Raw genomic sequence first — 26,905 nt, 5'->3', positions numbered from 1 at the left:
TTTTTCTAATTTATAGTTTTTTACTAAAAGTTTATACCTAATGGATTATAAATGTATATTCATGGAAAAATTTAATAATAAAATTGAAAAACATTTAGAACTTTCAGAAATTTCAGACATGCTGAAAGAGTACAAGGAATATTACACTGTTTATAGGCGTCTTTTGTTAATTAACATGGTTGCAAATGGTGAAAGTATTGCTAAAGCCTCAAAAAACATTAATATTTCAAGAAAAACAGGCGAACGTTGGGTCAAACAATATAATGAAAATGGCGTTGATGGTTTATTTTCAAATTATTCCAATTGTGGAAGAAAATCATATTTAACTGATCAACAATTAAAAGAATTGAATGAAATCATAACTGGAAATGAAGAGAAATATAATTTAAAAGATGTACGAAACTTAATTAAAGAAAAATATGGTATAACATATAGTGAGAAGCAAGTATGGGTTATTACAAGACAAAAATTAAATTTAAACTATGGAAAACCATTCATTAAATACAACACACGTCCTAAGAATCCTGAAGAAGATCTTAAAAAAAACTAAAGACAACAGACATACAAACAGAATATTTTGCTTTTTTAGATGAAACATCTTGTCAAAATGTTCCAAATGTTACAAGAATATTATATGCTCCTGGAGAAAAAAATATACAAACAAAACATCCAGTAAAATTTGGAATAAATGTAACTGGATTTCAAGGAATCAATTGCAACTCATATATGGAGGTAAATACAAAAAACAATGCATTTCACTTTGTAATTACCTTATGCCATTACCGTATTGAAAACATGACTAATAGATTAGGTAAACAATTAATCAAAGATGCAATAAACAATGAAAACTTATCTGATGAAAAAATAAAAAAATATCTATCCTCTAAATCACTAAATGAAATGGATTTGATAAATAAAATCAATGATGAACTATATAATGACAATTCCAAACAAATTTCCATAGAAAAAATTCAAAAGATTTGCAGGAAAGAAGACAACAACAATTCAAGAAAAATAGGGTATGAAAAAAGATTAAGATTACTGAATAACCTATCAAATCCAAAAATAATGGAAATAAACTCAAAAGAAAAAAGAATAAATATTATTTTAGATAACGCAAGAATACATCATGCTAAAATTGTTGAAAAAGCCTGTGAAATATTGAACATAAATTTAATCTTTTTAAAACCATATTGCCCTGATTTAAATCCAATTGAAGATGTATGGCGTAAAATTAAATCTAAAATATATAAATCAATGTATGAAAATTTAAACAAATTAATAGAAATATTTGAACGTGAATTCTATAAAATAGTTGATTTAACATCATTTTACACAAATTGGGTTAATGAATATTTAGGTATAAACATTTGGTAAAATACTATAAAAACAAAAAAAGTATATTAAACATATGTTTTATAATATTTTTTCCTTAAGTGGAAAAATAATTCTAATTATATTACTTATGCTACTTCATAAAATCTTATATCTGGATCAGCAGCCCATGTAGGCTTAAGACCTGGAGCAACTTTCTTAGTAAATAATTCTGAATCAAGATATGCTTTAGCATGTTCCATGCTATCAAAGCCATGAACTACCTGAACATCTTCATCTCTTATTAATAATTCTTTAGTTAATGCACCTTCAATATCATCTAGGAATGGTTGACGGTAATCATTATATACTTTTGCTGCTGCCTCTCTGTTTTCATTATTAATTGTCATTATGACTTGTAAATATGCTTTTACTGCCATTTTTATTCACCTTAATATTTATATTCTAAATAAGAATCATTGTCTTTTTCTAAAAATGTTAATTCTTGTTATTAATAGATTAAACAGGATAGTATATAAAGTTAAAGTATCTAAACAGATACTATATAACATGTATAGTTATATTAAGTATTAAAAATTAATAATATATAATTTTATTTAATATAAATGTTTTGATATCCAAACAGAAACCAAAAATGGTATCTAAATAGAAACCAATACTTAAATAAATAAAATCAAATATAATCTAATAATAGAAATGCAATAAATAAAATGGGAAGTAATATATAGATGACAAAAATTGAATCAGCAATAAACAATTGCCCAGTAGAATTATCACTGAATTTAATAACAAAGAAATGGACCATTTTACTAATAAGAGACATGTTCTTTGGTAAAACAAGATTTAAAGAATTCAAGAAAAATAAGGATATAACAAACAAGATTCTAACAAAAAGATTAAGAGAACTAGAAGAAGCGGAACTCATTACAAGAACAGAAAATGTTTCAATAATATTAGACTTAAAAACAGGAATAATAACATCTATACTATGTGTAAATGGATTTAACTATACAGGAGCAATAACAGAAAACATAACAGAAGACACAGAAAATAATACAAATCAAAACATACAAAAATTACCCGTGAAATATTGTTTTGAAGATGGATTATGCCTAAACTTCAAGGATAAAACAAGAAACTTCTTCAATATACCATTAGATAGTGGATGGGCTGATGTGGAAGACATGATAGGAGGAATATTAATCGATTTAAGTGCACCAGTATTCATTGCAGGAATTGCTACTGGAGGTGCTGGATGTGTAGTTAGTGGGATAGTCTTGGGTGTTGGAGCATTATTATGTGCAGATGCTAATGGCTGGACTACAGATATGACCAATATTAATAAAGCTTTTGATTCTGTAGTAAGTATTGGTTTAAGTTTTATACCTTCCCCATTATTAAGTAAAACATCATTAGGAGTGTTCAGAGTAGCAACAAAAAATAAAGAAATATTCGAACATGCTGGAAGAATAGGAAAAACTGCAGAAGTTACTCTTAAGGGCTTTGATGAAGCTCAAAATACATTATATCAAGAAGCAAGAGACAAGATAGTATCAAAACCACTTCATGATAATATATTACCCTATTTAAATGGAACTAAACCAATAGGAGGATGGACATGACTATATATATAGCTCCTGGCTGGCTATTAATTGCTAGTATGATTCTCCCATTACCCATTTTTCTTTTAACTCGTAAATTCCTAGTAAGTGATTATTTTTATAATAAAACAGGACGTAAACTATATTATATTAAAGAAAATGGATCACGAGACTTTATAGATTCTATAACTATAATCTCTGTGTTATTAATGGGTTATTGGATTTTTGGCTTTACTTCTTATTTAATATCATACCTTCTAGAAAATTATTTCTTTTTCCATATAGGCTTAGTTTTATGTGGTCTATTTACATATTGTGATATTATAATATTTCTTCGTATAAAGTTTTTCTATTATGAGGGAGATAAGTATGCAAGTGAAAAAAGACTTCTAGGAACTTATCCAATGTATAGTATGACTTGGACATTTTGGATATCTCTGTTTGGTACATTTATTTTAGTAATGTATTTTATATTCCATAAAACATCTATCATTTATGGTTTAATATTATTATTAATAACCATGCATGTTTTCTTATTCCCTGATTATATGAATAAAATATTACCATGGGATGTTAGAACAGACAAAGGACATTTTGTTGAAAGTGCTATTATAATACAAATAGTCTTTTATATAGTTTTATTTCTAACTTTCTTTTACTAGATAATAATAAAATAATTTAAAATATTTATTTTTTATTTTTACTTTTTTGGAGTATCTTTTTTTAAATCATGTTTTTTATTATATTTTTACATTCTTGATATAGGGTTCGTGGTGTATTTTTAGTATTTTCGTGATGTTGGATTTTTCATGATATAATGTAAAAAAGGGGGCGTATTTATTTTAATTATTTTTTTTATAATTTTTTTTTTATCGTGCCAAATTTTTACTTCGTTATAGACATATATTACGAAGTAAAACTTTAATGTTAGAAAAAAGAGGACGTTGAGCTATAGACCGTGAAAAGTACCTATCAGCCGATAACAGACCAATTTCACAAAAATTCATAAAAACCGCCAAAACCATAAAAGTAATACAAAAACTACTAATAAAATATATGTACAACAAGACTAATAACACTAATGAAAAAATAAACATAAACCAAAAATATAACATTCAAAAACACTGAAATCAACCGATACATATACATGAAACATGTGAAAAATAGTAATATAATAAGAAAATAAAAAAAAGGTATAAAAAAATAAAAAATATGTAGTATCTATTATCATGGCCTATAATCATATTCATAACCATAGTCATTAGAATAACTCACATATTCACCAGTATGCGTATTATAATCTTCTCTTAAACCATTGTCTCTTCCTCTTACATGGTAATTACCATCAGAGTCATACCAGTCTTTAATATACCCGTCATATTGTGGAGAATAATAATACCCACTGTCACCACTGCCTTTAGAAGCTTTAGAATTACTACTACTCTTAGCACTACTACTCTTAGTACTGCTTGTATTAGTACTGTTAGATGTAGTATTATTAGTAGCATTCACGGTAGTATTATTAACAGTAGTATTAACCGTTGTATTATTAGTAGTATTATTCGCTGTTGAATTATGAGTAATAGTAACAGCAGTTATGCCAACAATCACTAATATTACAACAACAATAACACTAATCATGATTAATGAATTTCTTCTTATACCAAACACCTCCCATTTATTTATAATAATATTTTATACAAAATCAAATTTAAAAATGTGAATTTGATTATAACTAATTAATAATATGTTAATTCTTGAATAAATAGATTATATGAAAAAAAGCCATCGGCGAAAAATTCTATATTATTATTTACAATGAAAAAAAAATATTGAAAATAGATTATATTATCCATATCTTTGAAAATACTCAAAAATACTGAAAATCAATTAATACATATACATGAAACATGTGTGAAATGATAAAATAATAAAAAAAGAAAAAATTGAGAAAGAACTAATTATGAACATAACCTTCTCCAGGATAATTAGTTTCATAAAAACCTGTTTTCTCATTATAATGTTCATAGAATTCCCCATTCTTAGATCTCATGTAAGAATTACCATGACCATCATCCCACTCCTTAATATATGTACCATACTCATCAGAATAATGATAACCATCATCACTACTCTTAGAAGTTTTAGACTTCTTACTACTACTACTACTACTACTTTTACTTGTAGTACTATTTGTATTATTACTTGTAGTATTATTAGTAGCATTCACAGTAGTATTGTTAGTAGTAGTATTAACCGTTGTATTATTAGTAGTATTATTCACTGTTGAATTATGAGTAATGACAGCAACAGATACACTTATTATTAATACTATTATAATCGCTGTAACACCTATTATAATCATTGACTTTCTTTCTATACTAAACACATCCCTTTAATCATTATTATACAAAAATCCTATTTAAAAATGTGAATTTAGTAATAATTAATTTATAATATGTTAATCGTTGAATAAATAGATTCTATTAAATTATAACCTATTTAATAATATTAAATATTGTATTTTAAATCTGTATTAATTATCCTTCTATTTTATCAAGTAATCCTGTGATGGAATCTTTATTGTATTGAATAGTTTTTTCTTTTATTTTTATCTTTTCTTCAATCATTTTCATTAAAAGTCCATATTCTTTCTGTGTATTGTAATCAGGAATATTTAACTTGAGATTACTTAAATCTTTTCTTGTTACTCTAGGTAACATGGATGAGCTTTCACTTAACCTAGAAATTTGATTTTTTGTTTTTTTGTAATTTAATAGGAATGCTAGGAATGTAGGATCATATTTAGTTATATCCATTATTCTGATGATTAAAAAGTTAAGTGGTACTAATATTCCTGTGTCCTCTTCTCGGATAATTTTTGCTTCTCCTTCTTTTATTATATTGAAAACAATGTCGTCTTTTTTAGTAAAGAATTCTTTGTTTATTGATTCTGGTTCAAAAATATCTTTAGTTGTTACTTCACATATGACACTATCATTTTGAGTTGGGGCTAGTATTTTTGTCTTTACAGCTTTGTTGTCTATACCTTCCAATTGTCTATTTTTTCTGTCTATATGAAATCCACTTTTTATCTGGGCTATATCGCCTAATTTAACTTTTTTATTCAAATTTATTCACCTTTATTACAATAGCTTTTTTCTTCTATTACATATTATTATTTTCATCCAATATAAATGTATGTATTTTATAATACAATATTTACATATAAAATTTTATAAATAAATTATATTTTTTTTAATGTATGTTACCTAATTTACATATACTGATTAATTTATTTAATCATGTATGTTATTTAATTTACAGGACTAATGGATAGTAATAAATTTTATTTTATTTGTTTTAAGTTTTTAAATGTTGAAATAACATCTTTAATCAATTTATTTTAAATTACATGAGTAAAATTAGTTAAGTATGTAATTTTACATACAAAACCTTTATATACTACTAAATATAAATTATTTAATATGAAATTAAATGTATGTAGTTAAACATACAAAACCTTTATATACTACTAAGTATAAATTATAGTGTAGAAAAGAAACGTATGTATTACAACATACAGGAGTTGAAAAATATGAAATATATATCAAATGCATTCAGTCCAAAAATGCTAAAATCAAATACAAAACAAAGAATAAAAATAGAACCATCATCCTACAGAGAAATACAAGAAGAAAAATTAGAATTAGTATCTGCTATAGGTCATCAACAAATAGCAAATATATTAGGAATAGAAAAAAACAGAATAAATATACAACTAGAAAAAAATGACATATTATACGTAGTACAGGGTTACGGTAACTCCATAAATCAATACGAATATCAAAGAATAATAATAAACTAAGGTCGTGAATCAGATGATATATATTACAGATAATTTTTCACTAAATATGTTAACAAATACAGAACATGAACTAGAAACAGAAGAAATAAAAGAAAAAGACTTCTTTAAAATAATATTAGAAGAAGATAAAACATATTCCATAAAATCAAAATACATATCCGAACACCTCAGTATATTTAGTCAAACCCAAGAAATAACATTAGAAAAAGGAGACGAAATATATGCAATAACATCAGAATTTGGTAGAAGCCACACATCATATCATAAAGAAAACACTCTCAGATATGAAAGAATAAAAATAATATACTAAAAAAAAATGGTGAAAAGATGGTAAATAAAGAATATATAAAACAAAAAGAAACAATAGATAGATTAATTAGATATTCTCGCCCCTATGATATAAAAAATTATGTATTATGTTTAATAGTTTATAAATATCTATCAAAAAAAGAAGAAAAATTTCTAAGAGAAAAATTTAACAATGAACCCATAAATCTCAAAAAAGCATACAATGAATCTGAAGATTATCAGGACATCAAAATTGAATCAGAACATGTGAACGGATATTTCATTAATCCCGATTATTTATTTAACGAATTAGTTAACAAAGCAAAAAAAGATGAGCTAACAATAGAGACTTTAGAACTCACAATATTTAATTTAAAAAATTCATTAAATAAAAACAACCAAAATAAATCAATAACCAATATTCTGGAAGATTTAAACTTTAACTCTTCAAGATTAGGAAAAACATTAGAAGAAAAAAATAAAACTATTTCAGAAATAATCCTAAGAATGTCTACTATTCAATTAACATCAAATAATGCTGGTGACATCTTCGAATACATTATTAGCAAATATTCACAAATAGCAGGCAAAAAAGCAGGTGAATTCTACACACCACATTCAGTGTCAGAAATACTTGCAAAAATAGTAACACATACTGAAACAGAAATCAGTACAGTATATGACCCAACATGTGGATCTGGTTCATCATTGTTAGAATTAAATAAATATACTGATGAGTTAAAATTCTATGGAGAAGAATTAAACAGCACAACATATAACATGTCACTAATGAATATGATTATGCACAATATAAAATCTGAAGATTTTGACATTAAACTGGGAGACAGTCTAGAAGACAAAGCATTCAAAAACCAACAATTCAATGCAATAGTAGCAAATCCTCCATTCAGTGCAAAATGGAGTAGCTCCAAGAAATTTCAGGAAGATCCTCGATTTGCAGAATATGGAAAACTACCTCCAAAAAGCAAAGCAGACTACGCATTTGTACTACACATGATATACCACCTAAAAGATAATGGAACAATGGCGGTAGTACTACCACACGGAGTACTCTTCAGAGGAGCAGCAGAAGAAAAAATAAGAAAACACTTAATAGAAGAGAAAAACTACATAGACGCAATAATAGGACTACCCTCCAACCTATTCTATGGAACTGGAATACCAACAATAATCATGGTATTAAAAAAAGATAGAAAAGAAGATGACAGCATATTATTCATAGACGCATCACAGGAATACATGAAAGTCAGAAGACAAAACAAACTAAGAGAACAAGACATAGATAAAATAGTAAACACATACCAAAATAGAAAAGAAATCGATAAATACTCACACAAAGCAACACAAGAAGAAATAAAAGAAAATGACTACAACCTAAACATACCACGATACGTAGATACCTTCGAAGAAGGAGATTTAATAGATCTTAAAGAAATATCTGAAAAACTAATCGAAGCTAATAAAAAATTAGATGAATTAGATGAAAAAATAGAAAAACAGAGTAAAAAACTTAAAATAGAAGGATTATTACATTAAAATAAGAAATATAACAAAAAATAACAAAAGAGAATAAGTAATATAATAATAGGTGCAACTTATGGTAAAAAAAGATAATAATAGCGAGATAGGTTTCGAACAAGAAATATGGCAAGCTGCAGAAGAATTAAGAGGTAGTATGGATGCTTCAGAATATAAACATGTAGTATTAGGATTAATTTTCCTAAAATACATATCAGATAAATTTGAAGAAAGACATCAGGAATTAATAGATGAAGGAGAAGGCTTTGAAGAAGATAAAGACTTTTATGAAGAAAAAAATATATTCTACGTACCTCCAGAAGCAAGATGGAATGTTATATCAGAACATGCACATAAAGAAGATAATGGAATAACGATAGATAATGCAATGAGATCAATAGAAAAAGAAAACAGTACACTAAAGGACGTACTACCAAAAACATTTTCATCAAATGATTTAGATAAACAAAAACTAGGAGCAGTAATAGATATTTTCACTAATATTAAAATGGCTGAGAAAGGAGATAAAAAAGATATTCTTGGAAGAACCTATGAATACTGTCTTGGAAAATTTGCAGAAAGTGAAGGTAAAAAGGCAGGAGAATTTTACACACCCTCCTGTATAGTAAAAACAATAGTTGAAATACTAGAACCATACAAAGGCAGAATCTACGATCCATGCTGTGGAAGTGGTGGAATGTTTGTTCAATCACAAAAATTCATTGAAAACCATAGTGGAAATATAGATAACATATCAGTATATGGACAAGAATCAAATCCAACAACATGGAAAATGGCTAAAATGAATTTAGCAATAAGAACAATAGAAGCAGATCTAGGAAAACACAATGCAGATACATTCCTAAATGATTTACATCCAACACTAAAAGCAGATTATATAATGGCAAATCCACCATTTAACCTCAAAAAATGGGGACAAGAACAATTAAAAGAAGATCAACGATGGAAATATGGAATACCTCCAAAGGGAAACGCAAACTTCGCATGGATACAACACATGATATACCATTTAGCACCAACAGGAAAATTAGGTCTAGTACTAGCAAATGGAGCATTATCATCAACAACAAGTGGAGAAGGAAAAATCAGACAAGCAATAATTGAAGATGATTTAGTAGACTGTATCATAGCACTACCCGGACAATTATTCTACACAACAGGAATACCAGTAAGTCTATGGTTTATAGATAGAAACAAAAAACAAAAAGGAAAAACACTATTCATTGATGCAAGAGAACTAGGAACAATGGTCTCACGAAAACTCAGAGAACTAACACAAGAAGACATACAACAACTAGCACAAACATACCACCAATATCAAGAAGGAACACTAGAAGAAGAAAAAGGATACAGTAAAATAGCAACACTCGATGATATCAAAGAACAAGATTACATTCTAACACCTGGCAGATACGTGGGATTCAAACCAGAAGAAGACGATGGAATACCATTCGAAGTAAAAATGAAAACATTAACAACAGAACTAGGAGAACTATTTGAAGAATCACATAAACTAGAAAAAGAAATCAAAAAATCACTGAAGGAGATAGGATATGAATTCTGAATGGAAATGGGTTAGATGTGATGAATTCATTGATTTTAATCCTAAAGAAACATTAAAAAAAGGTACTATTTCAAAAAAAGTAGCGATGGAAAATGTCCTACCTCATCAAAAATATGTTAATTCTTACACGATAGATAAATATAATGGCGGAAGTAAATTTAGAAATAATGATGTTCTTTTTGCAAGAATAACACCTTGTTTAGAGAATGGTAAGACATCACAAATAAATTTTTTAGAAGAAAATGAAATTGGTTTTGGATCAACTGAATTTATTATTCTTCGAAATAAAGACAATATTAGTGACATTTCTTATATCTATTATTTAGCAATAAGTAATATTTTTAGAAATCAAGCTATAAAATCTATGACTGGAACGTCAGGTAGACAAAGAGTTCAAATTGATTCTTTAAAATCATTAGAAATAAAAATACCTCCTTTAACAATACAAAAAAAAATAAGTGCAATCTTTTCAAATATAGATAATAAAATTGAAGTTAACAAAAAAATAAATAAAAATTTTATATATCAACTCCTGAAACATCTAATTCTCCAGACATTAATTTTGGTAATAATGTATCTCGTAATTTACTTAATGACTCTATTTCTTTAGAAATTACCCTTTTATATTCAAACAAAGGTTTAATTTGTTTATTAAACTTTATTATATTATCATCATCAGGAATAATAACTTTCAGTGACCTAAATTCGGTTTTATTGAATTTTAATTGAACTGATCCTGTTGTAATACTATTTAATAAAAATTGCCCATATTTGGATCTAAATAATAAGAAAAGATAATAATTTAAATTAGCTACTGCTTCTTTTTTGCTTTTAACTAATATCATATTATTTCCTAAAGTCATAGGTTTATCTAAAAAAGGACATAAATATACAGAACCAACATCTCCCACATTTGAAATTAACAATTCATTTCCATATAACGAAGATTTATTAAGATAATCATAAGAATGTTTATTTACATATTTTTTAAATCTTTTATTTTTTAAATCAGTATTTCTGATAAAATAAGAATAATCTTCATGGTCTAATATTGTAACATTATTTTTTAAAGAAGCAAAACTACCATTAGCAACATAGTCTGTAATAATTAAAGGTAAATCTTTAATTTTAGTTATATTCCAGTTATCAGGTACTTTATTTACAAAATTATCTAAATAATATTTTTTAAAGAATAAATCTAATATTTTGTCTAAATTTTTATTTATTTTTTTATTAATTTCTATTTTTTTATCTAGATTATTCAATATTTTCAAAATCTTTTTTTGAATATTAACTGTAGGAATATCTATTTCAAGTTTATATAATGTTTTGGTTGTTAGACTGGGAATAGATGTTCCTTCATTATATAACGTTAAATCAACTAATAAAAGACGATAATACAAAAATTTAGGAATTATAAGTTTTTCATTGATAATTGTGTAAAATAAAGTATCTATCGTCCAAAATGGTTGTTCTATATATTGTATTTTATCGATAGTTCCTTTACGTCCTATTAATACTGATGGTTTATCATATAAAAATTGATTTGTATGGCCTATAACACCTCCAGTACCTAAAATAGGATATTTACCGCACGGTTCTTCAATATTTTTTTGACTTTTACCATATTTAATTTCTAATAAATTCTTTAAATTATAGAATCTCGTTTCCATAATTATTTTTTTTAAGATAATAGGATATAATTTTTATTATTTATTAAATTGCTATTAACATTGTTATATAAGACTATGTATAATATGAATATTATTAATAAATTAATTTAAGCTATGTATCGTTTATGTGCGTTTTTCACATTTATCTGATTGACCATTGCGTATTGCATTGTTGTGTCTATTTGTATGTGTCCTAATAATTTTTGTACATGTTCTATGGGCATTCCCTTATCTATTGCTCTTGTTGCTAGTGTTCTTCTGAATTTGTGGGGATGTACTTTTCGTATTCCTGCTTTGTCCCCTAATTTTTTAATTCGTGTTTCTACTCCCGTGATTCCTAACCTTTCATATGGTTTTTTTAGTGTTACAAATAGTGCAGGGTTATTATCTGTTCTTTCTGTTAAGTATTGTTTTAAGTGTATTTTTGTTCTTGCATCAAAATATACTATTCTTTCACTTTCTCCTTTACCAAATACTTTACATTCTCTTTCATAGAAATTAACATCTTTTTTATTTAAGTTTACTAATTCACCAACTCTTATTCCTGTCGATATTAATAATTCTAGCATTGAAAGATCTCTTTTAGTATTACATGAATCTCTTAACATTTCTAGTTCTTCGTCAGTGAATGTTTCCTTTACAACTCGTCCTCTCTTTACTTTATGTATTCTTCTTACCGGATTTTTAATAATATAATCCTCTTCTTCTAGCCATGAAAAAAAACTAGAAAAGATTCTTCTAAGATTATCTATAGTAGTCTTTGATATTTTTTGTTCAAGTTTATATTTAAATAAATACTCACGTATATCATCTGTTGTTATGTCTATCACATTTTTTCTTATATTAACTAATAATCTTTCTATAGTATTTTTATAGTAATTTATTGTTTTAGGTGAACATCCTTCAACTTCTTTAGATGATAAAAATAATTTAAGAAAATGTACATTATCCTCTTTAACATTACAAGTATCAATTTTAGGATATTCTATAATATTATAACCAGCTAAACACGTTTTCAAAGTCTTCAACAATATTCTTTCTTGTTGATTATTCAGATGATGTTTCATCTGTTTATATACCTGTGAAATAATTTTAGATTTCATAAAAAAGAATATATAATAAAAAATTAATAATCATATCCCTATACTGTGAAATTAAATAAAAATTTAGAACAACTTGCAAAACTTATATATAATTATCTATATATAGATTTTAAACTTTTAAACAATGTGAAATTTATAGATTCAAAAATAGGAAAAATTCCAGAAAATTGGAAAATAATGACTATCAATGAATTTGTAAAATCTATTATGAATGGTGGAACACCTAAAAGAAAAGAATCTAGATATTGGAATAATGGAAAAATTCCTTGGTTAAAGACTGGTGAAATTAATAATAATTTGATTTTAGATAGTGAAGAATTCATTACAGAAGAAGGTTTAATAAATAGTTCAGCCAAACTGTTACCTATAAATACAGTAATTATAGCATTATATGGTAAAGGCACTGCAGCAAGAGTAGGATTATTGAAAACTGAGGCTACTACTAATCAAGCATGTTGTGCAATGATATGTGAGTCCTATATCAAATCAGTATATCTTTATTTATTTTTATTAAATAAACAAAAACAAATAGAACAAATAGCTAATGGTTCAGTACAACAAAATTTAAACAAGAAAATTATTGGAAATCTCCCTATAATTGTACCACCAGATAACTTATTAAATTATCCTATTTTCACAAAAATATATGATGTTATATATAATAATCTTAAAGAAATAAAGTCCTTAGAAAAATTACGAGATACTTTATTACCAAAATTAATGTCAGGAGAAATAGATATATCACAAGTAGAACTATAAAATTTTTATTTATTCTTTATTAATGTTCATATTTTATTCAGTTTATTATATATTGTTCTATTTTTATGAGTATTTTTTAATTCTTTTTCTATTATTGTTATATTATTGTTTTATTTTTATTATTGTTTGTTGTTGTTTTTTATATTTGTTTTATTCGTTTGTTTAATAAAGTTTATCAGTTATTACTTATAGATAGTTAATTAATTATATTTTTACGAGGCTATGTGTTATGAATTCTGACTTTAGTGAAGAGAAGTATGAAAAGGCTATTTTGGAATTATTTCAAGATGTGTTAGGTTATCATGTTGAGTGTGGATATGATATTGATAGGGATTATGAGAATCCTTTGTATATTCCTGTTTTAGAGGATTGTTTGAGAAGTATTAATAGGGATGTTCCTAGTGAAGCTATTTGTGAGGCTATTCGTCGGTTGCAGGATTTTGGTTTAGGTAATCTTGAGTTTAAAAATAATTTGTTTACTTCTTATCTTCAGAATGGTATTAATGTTTCATATGTTAGTGATGGTGAGGAACGTCATGTTATTGTTAAGTTGATTGATTTTGAGGATGTTGACCGTAATGATTTTAGGGTTGTTAATCAGTGGACTGTTACTAATGTTTCTGAGGATGAGACTAGGCGTCCTGATGTTGTTGTATTTGTTAATGGTTTACCTCTTGTTGTTATGGAGCTTAAATCTCCTTCTAGGGAAGAAGTTGATGTTAGTGATGCTTATACTCAACTTAAAAATCAGATGAATAAGATTCCTCGTTTATTTTATTATAATGCTTTTTGTGTTATGAGTAACATGGAAATTAATAAGGCAGGTACTTTAACTTCTAGCGAGGATAGATTCATGGAGTGGAAGAGTACTGATGGAAGTTATGAGTCTACAGAGTTTGCTGATTATAATACATTTTTTGAAGGTATCTTTGAAAAGAATAGATTTATTGATATTTTAAGAAATTTTTTATTATTTTCTAAGGACGGTCAGTCTTATAGTAAGATTTTAGGGGCTTATCATCAGTATTTTGCTGTTCGTAAAGCTGTTATGAGTACTCTTGAAGCTATTAAGAGTAATCATAAGGCAGGTGTTTTCTGGCATACACAGGGTAGTGGTAAGTCTTTATCCATGGTTTTTTATGTTCACTTGTTAGAACAGTTGATGAGTAATCCTACTTTTGTTGTTGTTACTGATCGTAATGATTTAGATAACCAGTTATTTGCACAGTTTTCTCATTGTTCCGAGTTTTTAAGACAAAAGCCTGTGCAGGCTGAGAGTAAGGATGACTTGAAGGAATTGTTAAATAATAGACAAGCTAATGGTATCTTTTTTACTACTATTCAGAAGTTTGATGATTCTGAGGAGTCCTTAACTGACAGAGACGATGTTATTGTTATAACTGATGAGGCTCACCGTAGCCAGTATGGCCTTGAAACAAAAGTTGATACACGTACTGGTAAGATTATTGTAGGTGATGCAAGACGCCTACGTGATGCTTTACCTAATGCTACTTATATTGGCTTTACTGGTACTCCTATTTCTAGTAAAGACAAAAGTACTCGTGAAATTTTTGGAAATTACATTGATATCTATGATATGACTCAGTCTGTTGAAGATAAGGCAACCGTACCTATATACTATGAGGATAGAGTTGTAAATCTTAAATTAGATAATGATATTCTACATGAAATTGATGATAAGTATGATGAACTGGCTATGAATGCCCAGAATTCAGATATCGAGAAAAGTAAAAAAGAATTAAGTAGAATGGAAGTAATTCTGGGCTCAAAAGAAACAATTAACACACTTGTTGATGATATCCTGAAACATTATGAGGAAAACCGCGAATATCTATTAACAGGTAAAGCTATGATAGTAGCATACTCACGAGACATAGCAATTAAAATATACCGAAGAATACTAGAAATACGACCCAATTGGCAGAAAAAAGTAAATGTAATAATGACTTCATCTAACAAGGACCCAGAAGAATGGCATGAAATCATTGGAACAAAGAAACATAAAACAGAATTAGCAAGAAAATTCAAAGATGACAATGATCCATTTAAAATAGCAATAGTAGTGGATATGTGGCTAACTGGATTTGACGTGCCCTCCCTAGCAACAATGTATGTATATAAGCCAATGAAAGGACATACACTAATGCAGGCAATAGCAAGAGTAAACAGAGTATACAAAGACAAAGAAGGAGGATTAATAGTAGATTACATAGGATTATCCAATGCACTGAAAGAAGCAATGAAAGATTACACTGCAAATGATAAGAAAAACTATGGTGATACAAGCATAGAAAACACGGCATACCCTGAATTCCAGAAACAATTAGAAATATGTAAAGACCTATTTTATGGCTATAATTTCTCAGATTTTTATGGAGAAAGTAACCTAAAAAGAGCAGATGCAATAAAAGGAGGAGTGAATTTCATAGAATCCAAAAATTCAGAAGATGCAGAAGACATATACCTCAAAGAATCATTAAAACTAAAACAAGCCCTAAGCCTATGCAGAAGTAAAGCAACAGAAGATGAAAGAATGGATGCCGCTTACTTTGTAGCAGTACGAAGCCTACTATCACAAATAACCAAAAAAGGACAAATATCACTAAAAGAAATAAACAACCAAATAAACCAATTACTAAAACACTCCATTAAAAGTAATGGAATAATAAACCTCTTCGAAGGGGGCCAAGAAGAAATATCACTATTCGACCCAAAATACTTAGAAAAAATAGCAACAATGCCCGAAGTAAACCTGGCAAGAAAAATGCTGGAAAAAATACTGAACGATCAAATAAGAATATACAGAAAAACAAACGTGGTAAAATCAGAACAGTTCTCACAACTACTCAACGACACAATAAACAACTACATCAACGGTCACATAACAAATGAAGACGTAATAACTGAACTAATAAAAATGGGTAAAGACATAAAACAAGCACAAAACGAGGGAGAAAAACTAGGGCTAACAACAGAAGAACAAGCATTCTACGATGCAATAACAAAACCCGAAGGAATAAAAGACTTCTACAACAACGAAGAACTAATAAAAATGACACACGAACTAACACGAAAACTAAACGAAACAAAAACAATAGACTGGAGAAAAAAGAAAAGTGCAAGAGCAAAAATGAAAGTACAAGTAAAAAGACTACTTAAACAATATGACTACCCACCAAAAGGATTAGACGAAGCAATGAAAACAGTAATACAACAATGCGAACTAATGGCAGATAACTTGTAAAACACTCCTCTTTACTTTTTTAACTTTGTAGAAAACCAAAAAAAATTATTTTATATAATAAATAGGCTTAAATGCAAATTATATAAAGATATATTAAAAGATTAAACTTTAAATAAATTAACGTATGATCCCTATAGTAATTAAAATATAATTGTCACAATATAAATATTTTTATTCATAAAAAAAAAGTAAGTGAGGGTTTATTATCAATTAAATTAATTCTAAAAAAAAACTAATTAATAAAAACTGAAAATACATATAAAGGAGGAACTATTATCTGTGATGAAAATGAATTAGAACGTGACAAAATTTTATTAAAATTATCATTAGAAAGATATCTTGAAGAAGAACGAAGAAATGAATTAATAGATAATAAAAATAAAACTTTTGTAGCATTCTTAGGTGTAATGATTTCCATACAAGGTACACTCCTTCCGAATTTAATTAATCTTAATAACTCCCTGAGTCAATTATCAATTCAAATTATTATATTATTGTATTTACTTTCATTATTATTTTATTTTATAGCGATTATATTATTCTTAAAATCTTTAAGTTATAACAAATTTTCATCATATCCTGATTTAAAAGGACTATGTAAAGTAATAGATAATGATGAAATAATAGATAATGTTATTATAACAATTATTAAAAACTATGATGAAGTAATAAATGAAAATAAAACAATTATGGATCAGAAAATAGACTATTCAAGAAAAGGTATGAAAATATTACTTATAGGTATCCTATTCTTAATATTATTTATCATATTTATTATAAGAGGTTATTTATATGTCTTATGAAAAGTCAAAGTCAAATAAAAAAAGTAATAAAGAAAACAATTGTAACAAAAATTCAAATAAAAGTAAAAAAATTATTTCTTATTTAGAAGAAAGATTTGTTGCTATAAAATCTGATAATCAAAAAAATAAATAGGATATATCCTAATAACACAGAATAGAGATAATATTTATTATTCTTATTTATTTTTTAACTTATTATATTCTTGATTATATTAGTTAAATAGATAAATTTAATGTTAATTTTTAATTATATTTTTTCTAAATAACTTACCTTCACTAATTATTGATAGGATAAAAAATAATGTTAAAACATGAATTGATTATAATTAATTTATAATATGTTAATCTTGAATAAATAGATTATATTAATTATATACTATAGGTATACTTTTAAAAAAAGGAAATGTATTGAAAGAACTTATCTGCATAAGTAACTGAAATCATTTATTTTTGTAATCTTTTAATTATTTTATCTAATATAATTTTTGAAGTGGTTCTAAATATATTGTTTCCAAAGTGTTTTACTAAAAAGGGACTTATTTTATAATAAAAATCTACAAATATTTTACCTAATGTGTTATGTAATAATACGTTATCTCTGTAATCTCTTAGAAATAAAACTTGTTTTGCATTATAATCCCCATAAACAAACGTTGCAATATAACAACCACTTGGTGCTTTTGTAAGTTCTGTAATAACTACAGAGGTTTGTCCTGATAAAATTGCATTTGCAACGTTCTCTGCATCTTTAGGTGTTCTTCCAGGAAAAGCAAATCTCATACTTTTTTGACGATTACTTACACTAATTTCTATTACTGAATTATTAGGATCTGTGAGTATTTGATTTATTTTATTAATCTGTATTGTTCTTGATTGTCCCCCACCTACAAAAAATACTTTATTTCCTGATAAAGTTAAAGTACCTCGTCCTAAATTAGTCCATTCCTGAGTGGAGTTACTTCTTCCTCCATAAACTCTTGCACCTTTTTTACCATAACTCACTCCAGTACCATGTCTTACTGCTCTTGTTTCATATAAATCAACATAGTTAATTTCAGTATATGAAACCAACCGTTTTTCCTCATCTGCCATAATGCATACTCCTTAAAATTTTTTAATTAATCTAATTAAGTATTTATATTTTTTAATTAATATACCATTCATTCTTGAATTCTTGTAGGTATTGTACATCGATTTCTTTTTCTAGGAGGGATATATCCTGCTGGTTATAATTGATCTTGTAAATATCTTTATTAATTTGTGAAAGGAATTTTATTTTTCTTAATGATTTTCTAAATTTTAATCCGTTATTTTTGGATGTGCTGGTAAAGAACTTATGTTAAGGTTATCTTTCTTGTTTTTTGTTTGAGGATTTTATTTTTGACTATTCTGTAATTATATGGTGGATATTAGCATGTTTAGGGTAATGTTTATATCTTGTGTGTAATAAAAATAAAAATAGAAGCTACAAATGTATGATTCTTAGTAAAATGTTTTTGATTTTAAAAAGATTAAATTAAAATCATTATTTTAATCATAACAGCAGTAATTTTATAAGTTTATGTTAAAGAGATGATAAAAATGCTAGTACGTAATTTGGATTATTTATCAATCCCAAAAGAATTTAGTAAAGTAGAACTTGATATATATGATAATAAATCTATTGCTCTAGTTTATATTCAACAGAAGGGATACTCCTTAGTTTTAAAAAATAATGAAGAAGTTGATTCTGTATTTTTACTTAAAACAGATATTCTTCCAAATAATGTTAACGACCACTCTGATAGACAGGATTTTATTAATGTTATAAAGATGTTATTAGACAAGATCTATAGTGGTGCAGATATAAAGGAGTATGAGAAACAACATCAGGAGCATGTATTTTTAAGATTAATGGATATGCTTAATGAGCAGTCAGATGTTGAAATGATTAATGAGGATAATTCTCAAATATATAAGGACATTGAAAAAGGATTCATGAAATTAGAATTAGATATTATGGATAATAAGATTAATGCATTGAATAGTTCTATTTCTAATGTTTCAAGTAACCTGGATTCTACTGTTAAAGATATGGAAGAAAAATCCTGGGAAAACAGAATTAAAAAGACATTGAAAGATTTTGAAGGTAACTAGTGATTCACTATGGTAAAGTGTCCTAACTGTGGAGCAGAAGTCACTGGATCAAATTTCTGTTTCAATTGTGGAGAAAAAGTAGATAAAACGGAGACCCCATCGGACATTTGTCCAAAATGCGGGGCAAAAAATGATAAAAACACAAACTTCTGTCGTGAATGTGGCTATAAACTAGAAAATGGTGCATCCATTTCTGCTAAACAAAGAGAATGGAATGCTAAACGTAATGAAGTTCTTGCACGATATGATAAACTTGCAGAGGAATTCGGAATCAAGGATGAAGACTACTTCCTTACCAGTATGAAACGTTTCAATGCATTAGAAGATATACGTGCTAAACATAAAACATTTAATATATACCTCAGACCTGATTATACTAACAGATATGATGGTTTCTTCCTAATTAAGGATAATAAATTTGTTTTCATGGAAATAGACAACCGTGACTGGGAAAAAGTAAATGCTGGTATTAATAACTTCTACTTTGACAAGATAGTATCCATGAGGGTAACTAAAAGACTCGGTGATGAAAGTAGATATGAAGATATCACTAAAAGAATGTTCACATCCCCCCACGATATTAAGAGAAACATTCAAAATAAAATCCAATCACTTAAAGCAACAAGATTCAAGGATATGATAGCAAACAATGATAGTGCAGACATGTTTGACAGATTAATGATCAAACTAGTAGATAACACATCATATGAAATCAGACTACCAAGCTATGAATTCGGTCAAGACCTGGTGGCATTATATGAATCATTAAGAGACAGACCACAGCAAGTCATTGTCCAGAACCAGAACACAGAACCTAGTAAAGCACAGCAAATAAAGGAATACCAGGAATTACTAGAAATGGGTTCTATTACTCAAGAAGAATTTGATAAAATAAAAGAAAAAATACTATTCGAATAGGAGGTGAAACATTATGGTTAAATGTGATAATTGTGGAATAACTATTCCAGAGGGTATGGAAAGTTGTCCAAATTGCGGAAAACCCACCCCTATCAAAGCAGATGAAGATCAAGAAGTCCAATCTGATGAAAACCAAAAGGCTGAATCTAATGAAAGTCAAGAGATTAAAACTGAAGAAGAACAGAATTCATCAGAACAAACCCTTACCCGGACCTGTAAAAACTGTGGTGCCAGAATATATTCAGACAATATAATTTGTCCATTATGTGGCAATAGACTCGACGAAGAATATGAAGAGGAAGAAGAACTAAAATGTGAAAAATGTGGAACACAAATCCCAGAAAACACACTCTTTTGTCCAACATGTGGAACAAAAGTAAATAATCAAAAGGATACAGGATATTCTCGAGAATACTCAACCAATATAAACGATAATATAAAAACTAGAGAAGAATCAAATCCAAGTATTGGAAAAAAAATTAATTTAGTAAGCATAATAATACCCGCTGTTATAGCTTTAATAATGTCAATAGTATTATCTATAATAGGAGTATGGCTGGAACTATCATGGTATGCATATATAATAGCTATTATAATATCTGTAGGATTCTGTGCAGCACCTATTGATAATGAAATTAATGCAACAATATCAGGATTCATTGTCGGATTATTCTTAGGTATTCTAGAAAGTCCACTCTTTGGAGTTGTATATGGTTCATTTGCTGCAGAGTTATATGAATACTACGTCGGAACCCATCTAATTACTCTGATAATCTTAGGTGTAGTTGTAGCATTTTTATCAAACATGTTTCTAAAAAAACCTGTCACAAATATTGTCACCAAAATCAAAAAAATGATGTAAATTGATAGTATTCCATTACTTTTCTCTTTTTTTTTAAAAATATATTATTCTTATTAGGGTATCATCTAATTTATTTGTAAACATTTCTTATTACTTAATAAACATGTTTCTACCCAATTAAGTATCTTGCAATTAGCAGTGTTCCTTTTCAAATTCTTTAATTATAGGAGCAAATACATTATTGAATTTTTCGCCCATATCTATGTGCCATTTAATATATTCATCCCAGTTATCTTTCTTTATTGAATCTATATTACGTCTAATACCTATTGTTGATGATTTATTGTTTTCTTTATTCCTCCAAAATAATTCAAAACCTAACTCTTCTTCTATCGTCTCTTTATTGGTAAATAAGTATTCAAATAATTCATTATTATTTTCAATCCATATTTGAGTTAAGAGGTGTTTCTTCTGAGTGTTTATTTTTAAACTAAGATGAGCTAATGATTTTTTTACATTAGATAATTTTATATTATAGTAATTGCGTTTTAATGGTTTTCTTTCTTTTAAGTGTATTTCAGGGTGTTCTCTAATATATTTTGCTATTTTTGTCCAGTATTCTAGTTTTATCATATCCATTTCTGAATCATTGTTATTGTTTACTTTTTTCACTGCCTTTGACCAGTTGTTTGGTTCACATATTACCTGGAATTTAGGTGCTGCTGGTGAGTCTCCTATTCTGAATAGTCTTAGTTTACATAAGAATATATTTATTGTATCATCCAAGTGTTCATTTAGCCAGTTTACTGCTTGTCTATGTTCTTCTTCTACATCTTCAACTATCCATATGATTGTTGTTGCATCTAGTCCTGATGCATATGTTATTATTTTTCCCAAGTGGTCATGATTAGTGTGTTCTAACTGATTTTCTATGACTATTGTTTCATCATCACTGCTTCTTGCAAGGATATCTAGTCTGTATTTACCTGCTGGAACTTCTGTATCTATTACTTCTATATCCATATTTAATTCATTGCTTAATAATTCAATGTTTTCTTCCTGTGCTAGCCAATTTGTAAAGTTTGATGCTTCATGGGGCCATATTTCTCTTAATAGTACTTCTTCAAGTGTTCCTAGTTCTTCTGTTGTATACATTTATATCCTTCCTTATTAGTTTATTTGTTAATAAAATGTTATGTAATTTATTTTTTCTATTTTCGATAATAGAGAAATATTTTTATATTATCACACAGCTTAGATTAAAAATTGAAAATAATCCAATTGATTTTAATTTAATTTATTAGTATCTATATGATAGAATTATAATTAGTATTAATCATGTTATATTGAAAAAGAAAAGATTAAATACTACTTTTTTATATATTATATATTAAGATGAAAATAATGGATTTGATTTGTCACAGGATACCTGAGAGAAGTTTTTTCATAAGAGGACACCAATTCCCTGTATGTAGTAGATGTACAGGCTTTTATATTGGATTATGCTTATATATCATGTATGCATTCTATTTCTTTGTTGATTATAATATGCTTCTATTGACTCTTGCAACATTACTAATAGTACCTATGGTTATAGATGGAACTACCCAGTTGTTAACAGATAGGCTAAGTAATAATACATTACGCTTTATAACAGGTTTATGTGGCGGATTAGGTTTTTGTATCTTCATCAAAGCAATCAAATACTTTATCTATATAATGTAAGGAGTAATGATTAAGATGAGATTTAAATTAGATTGGAGTGAATGGGGTACTGGTAAGAAGATTGCAGTTGTCCTAGTTGTATGCTGTATCGGCTGTATCATTATAGGTATGATAGCAGGTGTCGGTACTCCAGACCAGAATACTAACAAGGCTACTGGAACACAGGTAAAAATTATCTATGATGGTAGTTGGTCTGGTTCTATACTAAATGGCAGTTCAAGTAGTTCTTATAGTGGTGATGGAAATGAAACAATAAACATTACAAACTCTAGTGATTATAGTACTGTAAGTGCTACTATACAGAAACAAGGTGGTAATAGTCGTGACCTAAAAGTTCAAATTATTAGAGATGGAGAAGTGAAAAAAGAAGAAAATACTACTGCTGAATATGGTGTAGTAAGTATCGCTGATTAACTATTAACTTAAATATATTAAATATTTTCTTTAATAATAACATAATTAACAGTTATTAATGAAATATTTAATATCCTATTTTTTTTTATTAAATGAATTATGTAAGAATTATATTAATTTCATTGTCTTATTTTTTTACTTCGATAAACTTAGGTTAAACGAATCAGAATTATATATTGTATACATATGTTGCTTTTATAATAGATTTTATTTATTTATTTCTTAATTTATTTTGTAGTTATTTAATATAAATTTGTATTTATTACTATTTTGTTTATTTATTATTTTTCTTTTAGATTCTGATAGATAATTATTAAATTGTTATATAACATATAAATAATAAATTAAGTGTTATTGTAAAACTAGAAGACATCAACTTCTGAGGACTATTTATTGTCTTATAAAAAGATTAATTATATAATTTATTTAATGTTTCTTTTGTATTTAAATTTCTCTTTTTAATCGTCTTAATTTTCTTTTTTAGAATTATTTGAATTTATACAAATTTATTATTGATTTTTAGTTATTTATAGTAGTAATATTTATATGTTATCAAGTTATATTATTATTTAATTGATTAAAATGTGGAAGTTGATATGATAATTAATGATAAATCTAGTGTCTCTGAGGATGATATTTATTTCACGGTTACGGCTCTTGATATTTTTCATGGTATTAAGCCATTCCGAGTTGGTAGTATTGTTAAGCTTGTGAAGGATTTTGGTAATAAGTTTGATAGTGAGGCTATTCGTGTTGATCTTCGTTATGCTGGTCCTTCTGGTTATGTTGCTAATAGTGTTAGAACTGTGGCTTTAGGTACTATGAGTAGTGGTCGTTTGTATGATAAAATATTAGATGAGGACTTTGGTATTGTCAGGTTCATCTTGGGTAGTGTTGTGATTTGTAAATTACTTACCCATGATGAAATTGAGGTTTTACGTAGTAATCCTGAGTGTGATATCAATTATTTATAAGTAATGTTAGAGGTGTTTTTGTTGAGTAATAGTTTAGCGGATATCTTCAATAGTTTTGAGTATTGTGAAGTGCAGAGTTATATGAATCTTTCACTCGTTGGTATTAAGAGTTCTAAGTCTTTTAGTGGTGTTGATATTCTTCCCCTTGAAAAAGGCCTGGATCTAGGTCTTGTTGAGATTAATGAGACTGAGCCCGAGAATGTTAACATGTTGTGTGTGTCTAATAATGCTGTTACTCCCCTTATTATTTTTGATGGTGAAGAAATTATTGGTGCTAAACAGAACAGGATTTCTAACTCTACTTATATTATTGAGGCTAAAAGTAGTATGAATATCATGGTTTCCTGTACTGAAGCTGGCAGATGGAATTATACATCTAAGCACTTCGGACATTCAGGATATTTTGCAGAGTCTCGTGTTAGACGTGCTAAGGCTGAGGATGTTGGTAAGTCATTGAAAAATAGTGGTAGGAGATGTTCTGATCAATCACGTGTATGGGATACTATTGATGATGTTAACAAGGAAATGAACGTTGAATCAGAGACTAGTGCTCTTAGAGATATGTATACCATTAACAAGAAAAAATTAAATAAATATGTGGACCATTTCCCATACAGAGATGGTATGATTGGCTGTGTTATCCTGGTTAATGGTGTTGTACTTGGCATTGAATTACTGTTTAACCAGTCATGGTATCGTGATAATCATAGAAGAATAGTGGAAAGCTATGTTCCCGAAGCTATTATACGCCAGGACGATCATGAGAAGTATTATGATGTATCTACTGTTATAGATAAATTTATCAGTGAAATCACCTCTTCTAGTATTGATGAATTTGAGTGTGTGAGCATGGGCCGTGATATTCGTGTTGATGAAGGTGATATTGTTGGCCAGGCAACCCTACTTGATGATAATCCAATTAATGCATCATTTTTCAGACGAGTAGAATCATAAATAATCATCACCACCACACTTTTTTTATATTAATAGTTATAGATATATTCATAAAATAGAATGAATTCCATGTAGGAGTAATCTGTCAAATGGTAACTGATGAGACATTGAAAAAGTTAGAAGAGTACAGGAAAGAAAAGCAGAACTACCTTGATATTATTAACTTGAATTATGATAAGGCATTCAAAGTGTACACGTTACAGTATCTTTATGAGTTATATGATTGTAATTTCCCATTACATGATGAAGTTAAAAGTATTCCGGTAATTGGATACTTTGACAGATATGAAGAGTTAACAGACGAGGAGGGATGTATGAGTTACCAGTTTACTGGTGATACTCCACAGATTGGCTGTCGTATTATAACTCATACATTACGTGTACATCCATATAATACTAGTAATGATGAAGTATATATGGAGTATGGCCACTACTACACATATAATAATAGTAAACGGACTAATTATTACAGATTACTAACATATACTGATAATGGTGAGGTTGTTGAATCATTTAAGCCACCAATACGTATATTCTAAAAGAATAAAAAGATTAAATAAATAGGGAGTTTTGATATTATGACATTACTTGATGTTATGCTAAAAAGACGAAGCATAAGAAAATACACTGATGATAAAATTAGTGATGAAGATCTTAATAAGATACTAACAGCAGGTTTACTTGCACCTACCAGTCGTAATAGAAAACCATGTGAATTTATAGTAGTTAAAGATAAAGATACCTTAAAAAAATTATCAAAAGCTAAAAAATCTGGATCAGATATGCTTAAAGATGCAAATGTAGCCATAGCTGTTTTTGCAGATACAAAAAAGGCTGATACATGGATTGAAGATTCATCTATTGCATTAACATATATGGACCTTATGGCTGCTAGTCTTTGTATTGGTAGTTGTTGGTGTCAATTCCACCTACGTAGTTCACTACTCGGTAAGGATGCTGAAGACACAGCATGTGAAGTACTTGGTATGGGTGATAATTATCGTATCGTTGGAGTACTATCCCTCGGTGTTACTAAGGACCAGCCAGAGCCTCATACTCTTGATGATATTGATAAAGATAAAATACATTACGTAAACTAAGTTATATACGTATAAGAATAACCAGAAGTAGTTATTATAACCACCACTCACCATAATTTCTTT

28 protein-coding genes are annotated in these 26,905 nt (G+C 27.6%); 20 read left to right on the top strand and 8 right to left on the bottom strand.

What is annotated here, in order from left to right; genetic code table 11:
• Positions 1 to 61: 61 nt before the first annotated feature.
• Together OTK55_RS05295 and OTK55_RS05290 are read left to right on the top strand one after the other, a co-directional pair.
• Entirely contained in the window at positions 62 to 550 is a 489-nt protein-coding gene (locus OTK55_RS05295; RefSeq protein WP_274870716.1) for a helix-turn-helix domain-containing protein, read from the top strand.
• Positions 551 to 726: 176 nt separating this feature from the next.
• Positions 727 to 1,377 (top strand): transposase, encoded by a 651-nt coding sequence (locus OTK55_RS05290; RefSeq protein ID WP_274870718.1) that lies wholly within the window; start codon positions 727 to 729, stop codon positions 1,375 to 1,377.
• Between the two features lie 86 nt (positions 1,378 to 1,463).
• Here OTK55_RS05290 and OTK55_RS05285 read toward each other — a convergent pair whose 3' ends face one another.
• Positions 1,464 to 1,754, bottom strand: coding sequence for a hypothetical protein (locus OTK55_RS05285; protein ID WP_274871043.1), 291 nt, complete (start codon positions 1,752 to 1,754; stop codon positions 1,464 to 1,466).
• 309 nt (positions 1,755 to 2,063) lie between these two features.
• Between OTK55_RS05285 and OTK55_RS05280 the strand changes: the two genes are divergently transcribed.
• Positions 2,064 to 2,957 carry a winged helix-turn-helix transcriptional regulator gene (locus OTK55_RS05280; RefSeq protein ID WP_274871042.1) on the top strand — a complete coding sequence of 298 codons (894 nt, stop codon included), beginning with the start codon at positions 2,064 to 2,066 and terminating at the stop codon, positions 2,955 to 2,957.
• Entirely contained in the window at positions 2,954 to 3,598 is a 645-nt protein-coding gene (locus OTK55_RS05275) for a hypothetical protein (RefSeq protein ID WP_274871040.1), read from the top strand. Before OTK55_RS05280 ends, OTK55_RS05275 begins: the two co-directional genes overlap by 4 nt.
• 565 nt (positions 3,599 to 4,163) lie before the next feature.
• On the opposite strand, the gene OTK55_RS05270 is transcribed toward OTK55_RS05275, so the two are convergent.
• The 3 genes from OTK55_RS05270 to OTK55_RS05260 form a co-directional block, all read right to left on the bottom strand.
• Entirely contained in the window at positions 4,164 to 4,607 is a 444-nt protein-coding gene (locus tag OTK55_RS05270; RefSeq protein ID WP_274871039.1) for a hypothetical protein, read from the bottom strand.
• Between the two features lie 286 nt (positions 4,608 to 4,893).
• On the bottom strand, positions 4,894 to 5,301 hold the full coding sequence (locus tag OTK55_RS05265) for a hypothetical protein (protein ID WP_274871038.1): 408 nt from the start codon (positions 5,299 to 5,301) through the stop codon (positions 4,894 to 4,896).
• A 175-nt stretch (positions 5,302 to 5,476) separates the two neighbouring features.
• Entirely contained in the window at positions 5,477 to 6,067 is a 591-nt protein-coding gene (locus OTK55_RS05260) for a restriction endonuclease subunit S (protein WP_274871037.1), read from the bottom strand.
• Positions 6,068 to 6,534: 467 nt separating this feature from the next.
• On the opposite strand from OTK55_RS05260, the gene OTK55_RS05255 reads away from it, so the two are divergent.
• The 5 genes from OTK55_RS05255 to OTK55_RS05235 all read left to right on the top strand — a co-directional run bounded on the left by OTK55_RS05255 (position 6,535) and on the right by OTK55_RS05235 (position 10,826).
• Complete coding sequence (locus tag OTK55_RS05255) at positions 6,535 to 6,804, top strand: STIV orfB116 family protein (protein WP_274871036.1); 270 nt, start codon at positions 6,535 to 6,537, stop codon at positions 6,802 to 6,804.
• 13 nt (positions 6,805 to 6,817) lie between these two features.
• Positions 6,818 to 7,114 carry a hypothetical protein gene (locus tag OTK55_RS05250; RefSeq protein WP_274871034.1) on the top strand — a complete coding sequence of 99 codons (297 nt, stop codon included), beginning with the start codon at positions 6,818 to 6,820 and terminating at the stop codon, positions 7,112 to 7,114.
• Positions 7,115 to 7,131: 17 nt separating this feature from the next.
• The gene (locus tag OTK55_RS05245; RefSeq protein ID WP_274871033.1) at positions 7,132 to 8,649 is read left to right on the top strand and encodes a type I restriction-modification system subunit M; all 1,518 of its coding nucleotides are present in this window, start codon (positions 7,132 to 7,134) and stop codon (positions 8,647 to 8,649) included.
• A 61-nt stretch (positions 8,650 to 8,710) separates the two neighbouring features.
• Positions 8,711 to 10,216: a class I SAM-dependent DNA methyltransferase gene (locus OTK55_RS05240; RefSeq protein WP_274871032.1), complete on the top strand. Its 1,506-nt coding sequence runs from the start codon at positions 8,711 to 8,713 to the stop codon at positions 10,214 to 10,216.
• Positions 10,206 to 10,826: a restriction endonuclease subunit S gene (locus OTK55_RS05235; RefSeq protein WP_274871030.1), complete on the top strand. Its 621-nt coding sequence runs from the start codon at positions 10,206 to 10,208 to the stop codon at positions 10,824 to 10,826. Before OTK55_RS05240 ends, OTK55_RS05235 begins: the two co-directional genes overlap by 11 nt.
• On the opposite strand, the gene OTK55_RS05230 is transcribed toward OTK55_RS05235, so the two are convergent.
• The gene (locus OTK55_RS05230) at positions 10,735 to 11,889 is read right to left on the bottom strand and encodes a restriction endonuclease subunit S (RefSeq protein WP_274871029.1); all 1,155 of its coding nucleotides are present in this window, start codon (positions 11,887 to 11,889) and stop codon (positions 10,735 to 10,737) included. The two genes, OTK55_RS05235 and OTK55_RS05230, sit on opposite strands and share 92 nt — an antisense overlap.
• A gap of 107 nt (positions 11,890 to 11,996) precedes the next feature.
• Positions 11,997 to 12,956, bottom strand: coding sequence for a site-specific tyrosine recombinase/integron integrase (xerA, locus tag OTK55_RS05225; RefSeq protein ID WP_274871027.1), 960 nt, complete (start codon positions 12,954 to 12,956; stop codon positions 11,997 to 11,999).
• 81 nt (positions 12,957 to 13,037) lie between these two features.
• Here xerA and OTK55_RS05220 point away from each other — a divergent pair, with 81 nt between their 5' ends.
• Together OTK55_RS05220 and OTK55_RS05215 are read left to right on the top strand one after the other, a co-directional pair.
• Positions 13,038 to 13,751, top strand: a complete 714-nt coding sequence (locus OTK55_RS05220) for a restriction endonuclease subunit S (protein WP_326520452.1) — start codon at positions 13,038 to 13,040, stop codon at positions 13,749 to 13,751.
• A 229-nt stretch (positions 13,752 to 13,980) separates the two neighbouring features.
• Positions 13,981 to 17,016, top strand: coding sequence for a type I restriction endonuclease subunit R (locus OTK55_RS05215; protein WP_274871020.1), 3,036 nt, complete (start codon positions 13,981 to 13,983; stop codon positions 17,014 to 17,016).
• A gap of 1,247 nt (positions 17,017 to 18,263) precedes the next feature.
• Here OTK55_RS05215 and OTK55_RS05210 read toward each other — a convergent pair.
• On the bottom strand, positions 18,264 to 18,911 hold the full coding sequence (locus OTK55_RS05210; protein WP_274871019.1) for a CFI-box-CTERM domain-containing protein: 648 nt from the start codon (positions 18,909 to 18,911) through the stop codon (positions 18,264 to 18,266).
• 489 nt (positions 18,912 to 19,400) lie between these two features.
• Between OTK55_RS05210 and OTK55_RS05205 the strand changes: the two genes are divergently transcribed.
• Genes OTK55_RS05205 through OTK55_RS05195 form a run of 3 tightly spaced genes read left to right on the top strand, consistent with a single transcriptional unit; the run spans position 19,401 to position 21,735 of the window.
• Positions 19,401 to 19,955 carry a hypothetical protein gene (locus OTK55_RS05205; RefSeq protein ID WP_274871018.1) on the top strand — a complete coding sequence of 185 codons (555 nt, stop codon included), beginning with the start codon at positions 19,401 to 19,403 and terminating at the stop codon, positions 19,953 to 19,955.
• Positions 19,956 to 19,964: 9 nt separating this feature from the next.
• Positions 19,965 to 20,873: a zinc ribbon domain-containing protein gene (locus tag OTK55_RS05200; RefSeq protein ID WP_274871017.1), complete on the top strand. Its 909-nt coding sequence runs from the start codon at positions 19,965 to 19,967 to the stop codon at positions 20,871 to 20,873.
• 13 nt (positions 20,874 to 20,886) lie between these two features.
• Entirely contained in the window at positions 20,887 to 21,735 is an 849-nt protein-coding gene (locus tag OTK55_RS05195; protein ID WP_274871015.1) for a zinc-ribbon domain-containing protein, read from the top strand.
• Between the two features lie 132 nt (positions 21,736 to 21,867).
• Here the strand turns inward: OTK55_RS05195 and OTK55_RS05190 are convergent, their stop codons facing one another.
• Entirely contained in the window at positions 21,868 to 22,830 is a 963-nt protein-coding gene (locus tag OTK55_RS05190; protein WP_274871014.1) for a DUF4268 domain-containing protein, read from the bottom strand.
• A 240-nt stretch (positions 22,831 to 23,070) separates the two neighbouring features.
• Here OTK55_RS05190 and OTK55_RS05185 point away from each other — a divergent pair, with 240 nt between their 5' ends.
• The 6 genes from OTK55_RS05185 to OTK55_RS05160 all read left to right on the top strand — a co-directional run bounded on the left by OTK55_RS05185 (position 23,071) and on the right by OTK55_RS05160 (position 26,842).
• The gene (locus OTK55_RS05185) at positions 23,071 to 23,400 is read left to right on the top strand and encodes a DUF2085 domain-containing protein (RefSeq protein ID WP_274871013.1); all 330 of its coding nucleotides are present in this window, start codon (positions 23,071 to 23,073) and stop codon (positions 23,398 to 23,400) included.
• Positions 23,401 to 23,415: 15 nt separating this feature from the next.
• On the top strand, positions 23,416 to 23,814 hold the full coding sequence (locus OTK55_RS05180; RefSeq protein WP_274871011.1) for a hypothetical protein: 399 nt from the start codon (positions 23,416 to 23,418) through the stop codon (positions 23,812 to 23,814).
• Positions 23,815 to 24,410: 596 nt separating this feature from the next.
• Positions 24,411 to 24,788 carry a hypothetical protein gene (locus OTK55_RS05175; protein WP_274871010.1) on the top strand — a complete coding sequence of 126 codons (378 nt, stop codon included), beginning with the start codon at positions 24,411 to 24,413 and terminating at the stop codon, positions 24,786 to 24,788.
• Positions 24,789 to 24,809: 21 nt separating this feature from the next.
• Complete coding sequence (locus OTK55_RS05170; protein WP_274871009.1) at positions 24,810 to 25,742, top strand: ARPP-1 family domain-containing protein; 933 nt, start codon at positions 24,810 to 24,812, stop codon at positions 25,740 to 25,742.
• 89 nt (positions 25,743 to 25,831) lie between these two features.
• Positions 25,832 to 26,281, top strand: coding sequence for a hypothetical protein (locus tag OTK55_RS05165; protein ID WP_274871008.1), 450 nt, complete (start codon positions 25,832 to 25,834; stop codon positions 26,279 to 26,281).
• A gap of 39 nt (positions 26,282 to 26,320) precedes the next feature.
• A complete protein-coding gene (locus OTK55_RS05160) occupies positions 26,321 to 26,842 on the top strand; it encodes a nitroreductase family protein (protein ID WP_274871007.1) in 522 nt (173 codons plus the stop codon).
• Positions 26,843 to 26,905: the final 63 nt, after the last annotated feature.

The sequence above is a fragment of the Candidatus Methanosphaera massiliense genome (assembly GCF_028890305.1).
GTDB lineage: Archaea > Methanobacteriota > Methanobacteria > Methanobacteriales > Methanobacteriaceae > Methanosphaera > Methanosphaera massiliense.
This window is presented reverse-complemented; position numbering and strand designations above follow the sequence as displayed.

Coding starts and splice junctions, on each gene's coding strand:
- OTK55_RS05255 (WP_274871036.1), top strand. CDS start 6,535: ATGAAATATATATCAAATGCATTCAGTCCAAAAATGCTAAAATCAAAT.
- OTK55_RS05195 (WP_274871015.1), top strand. CDS start 20,887: ATGGTTAAATGTGATAATTGTGGAATAACTATTCCAGAGGGTATGGAA.
- OTK55_RS05250 (WP_274871034.1), top strand. CDS start 6,818: ATGATATATATTACAGATAATTTTTCACTAAATATGTTAACAAATACA.
- OTK55_RS05235 (WP_274871030.1), top strand. CDS start 10,206: ATGAATTCTGAATGGAAATGGGTTAGATGTGATGAATTCATTGATTTT.
- OTK55_RS05215 (WP_274871020.1), top strand. CDS start 13,981: ATGAATTCTGACTTTAGTGAAGAGAAGTATGAAAAGGCTATTTTGGAA.
- OTK55_RS05265 (WP_274871038.1), bottom strand. CDS start 5,301: ATGATTATAATAGGTGTTACAGCGATTATAATAGTATTAATAATAAGT.
- OTK55_RS05185 (WP_274871013.1), top strand. CDS start 23,071: ATGAAAATAATGGATTTGATTTGTCACAGGATACCTGAGAGAAGTTTT.
- OTK55_RS05275 (WP_274871040.1), top strand. CDS start 2,954: ATGACTATATATATAGCTCCTGGCTGGCTATTAATTGCTAGTATGATT.
- OTK55_RS05280 (WP_274871042.1), top strand. CDS start 2,064: ATGACAAAAATTGAATCAGCAATAAACAATTGCCCAGTAGAATTATCA.
- OTK55_RS05180 (WP_274871011.1), top strand. CDS start 23,416: ATGAGATTTAAATTAGATTGGAGTGAATGGGGTACTGGTAAGAAGATT.
- OTK55_RS05290 (WP_274870718.1), top strand. CDS start 727: ATGGAGGTAAATACAAAAAACAATGCATTTCACTTTGTAATTACCTTA.
- OTK55_RS05200 (WP_274871017.1), top strand. CDS start 19,965: ATGGTAAAGTGTCCTAACTGTGGAGCAGAAGTCACTGGATCAAATTTC.
- OTK55_RS05240 (WP_274871032.1), top strand. CDS start 8,711: ATGGTAAAAAAAGATAATAATAGCGAGATAGGTTTCGAACAAGAAATA.
- OTK55_RS05295 (WP_274870716.1), top strand. CDS start 62: ATGGAAAAATTTAATAATAAAATTGAAAAACATTTAGAACTTTCAGAA.
- OTK55_RS05210 (WP_274871019.1), bottom strand. CDS start 18,911: ATGGCAGATGAGGAAAAACGGTTGGTTTCATATACTGAAATTAACTAT.
- OTK55_RS05160 (WP_274871007.1), top strand. CDS start 26,321: ATGACATTACTTGATGTTATGCTAAAAAGACGAAGCATAAGAAAATAC.
- OTK55_RS05190 (WP_274871014.1), bottom strand. CDS start 22,830: ATGTATACAACAGAAGAACTAGGAACACTTGAAGAAGTACTATTAAGA.
- OTK55_RS05205 (WP_274871018.1), top strand. CDS start 19,401: ATGCTAGTACGTAATTTGGATTATTTATCAATCCCAAAAGAATTTAGT.
- OTK55_RS05285 (WP_274871043.1), bottom strand. CDS start 1,754: ATGGCAGTAAAAGCATATTTACAAGTCATAATGACAATTAATAATGAA.
- OTK55_RS05245 (WP_274871033.1), top strand. CDS start 7,132: ATGGTAAATAAAGAATATATAAAACAAAAAGAAACAATAGATAGATTA.
- OTK55_RS05165 (WP_274871008.1), top strand. CDS start 25,832: ATGGTAACTGATGAGACATTGAAAAAGTTAGAAGAGTACAGGAAAGAA.
- OTK55_RS05230 (WP_274871029.1), bottom strand. CDS start 11,889: ATGGAAACGAGATTCTATAATTTAAAGAATTTATTAGAAATTAAATAT.
- OTK55_RS05175 (WP_274871010.1), top strand. CDS start 24,411: ATGATAATTAATGATAAATCTAGTGTCTCTGAGGATGATATTTATTTC.
- xerA (WP_274871027.1), bottom strand. CDS start 12,956: ATGAAACATCATCTGAATAATCAACAAGAAAGAATATTGTTGAAGACT.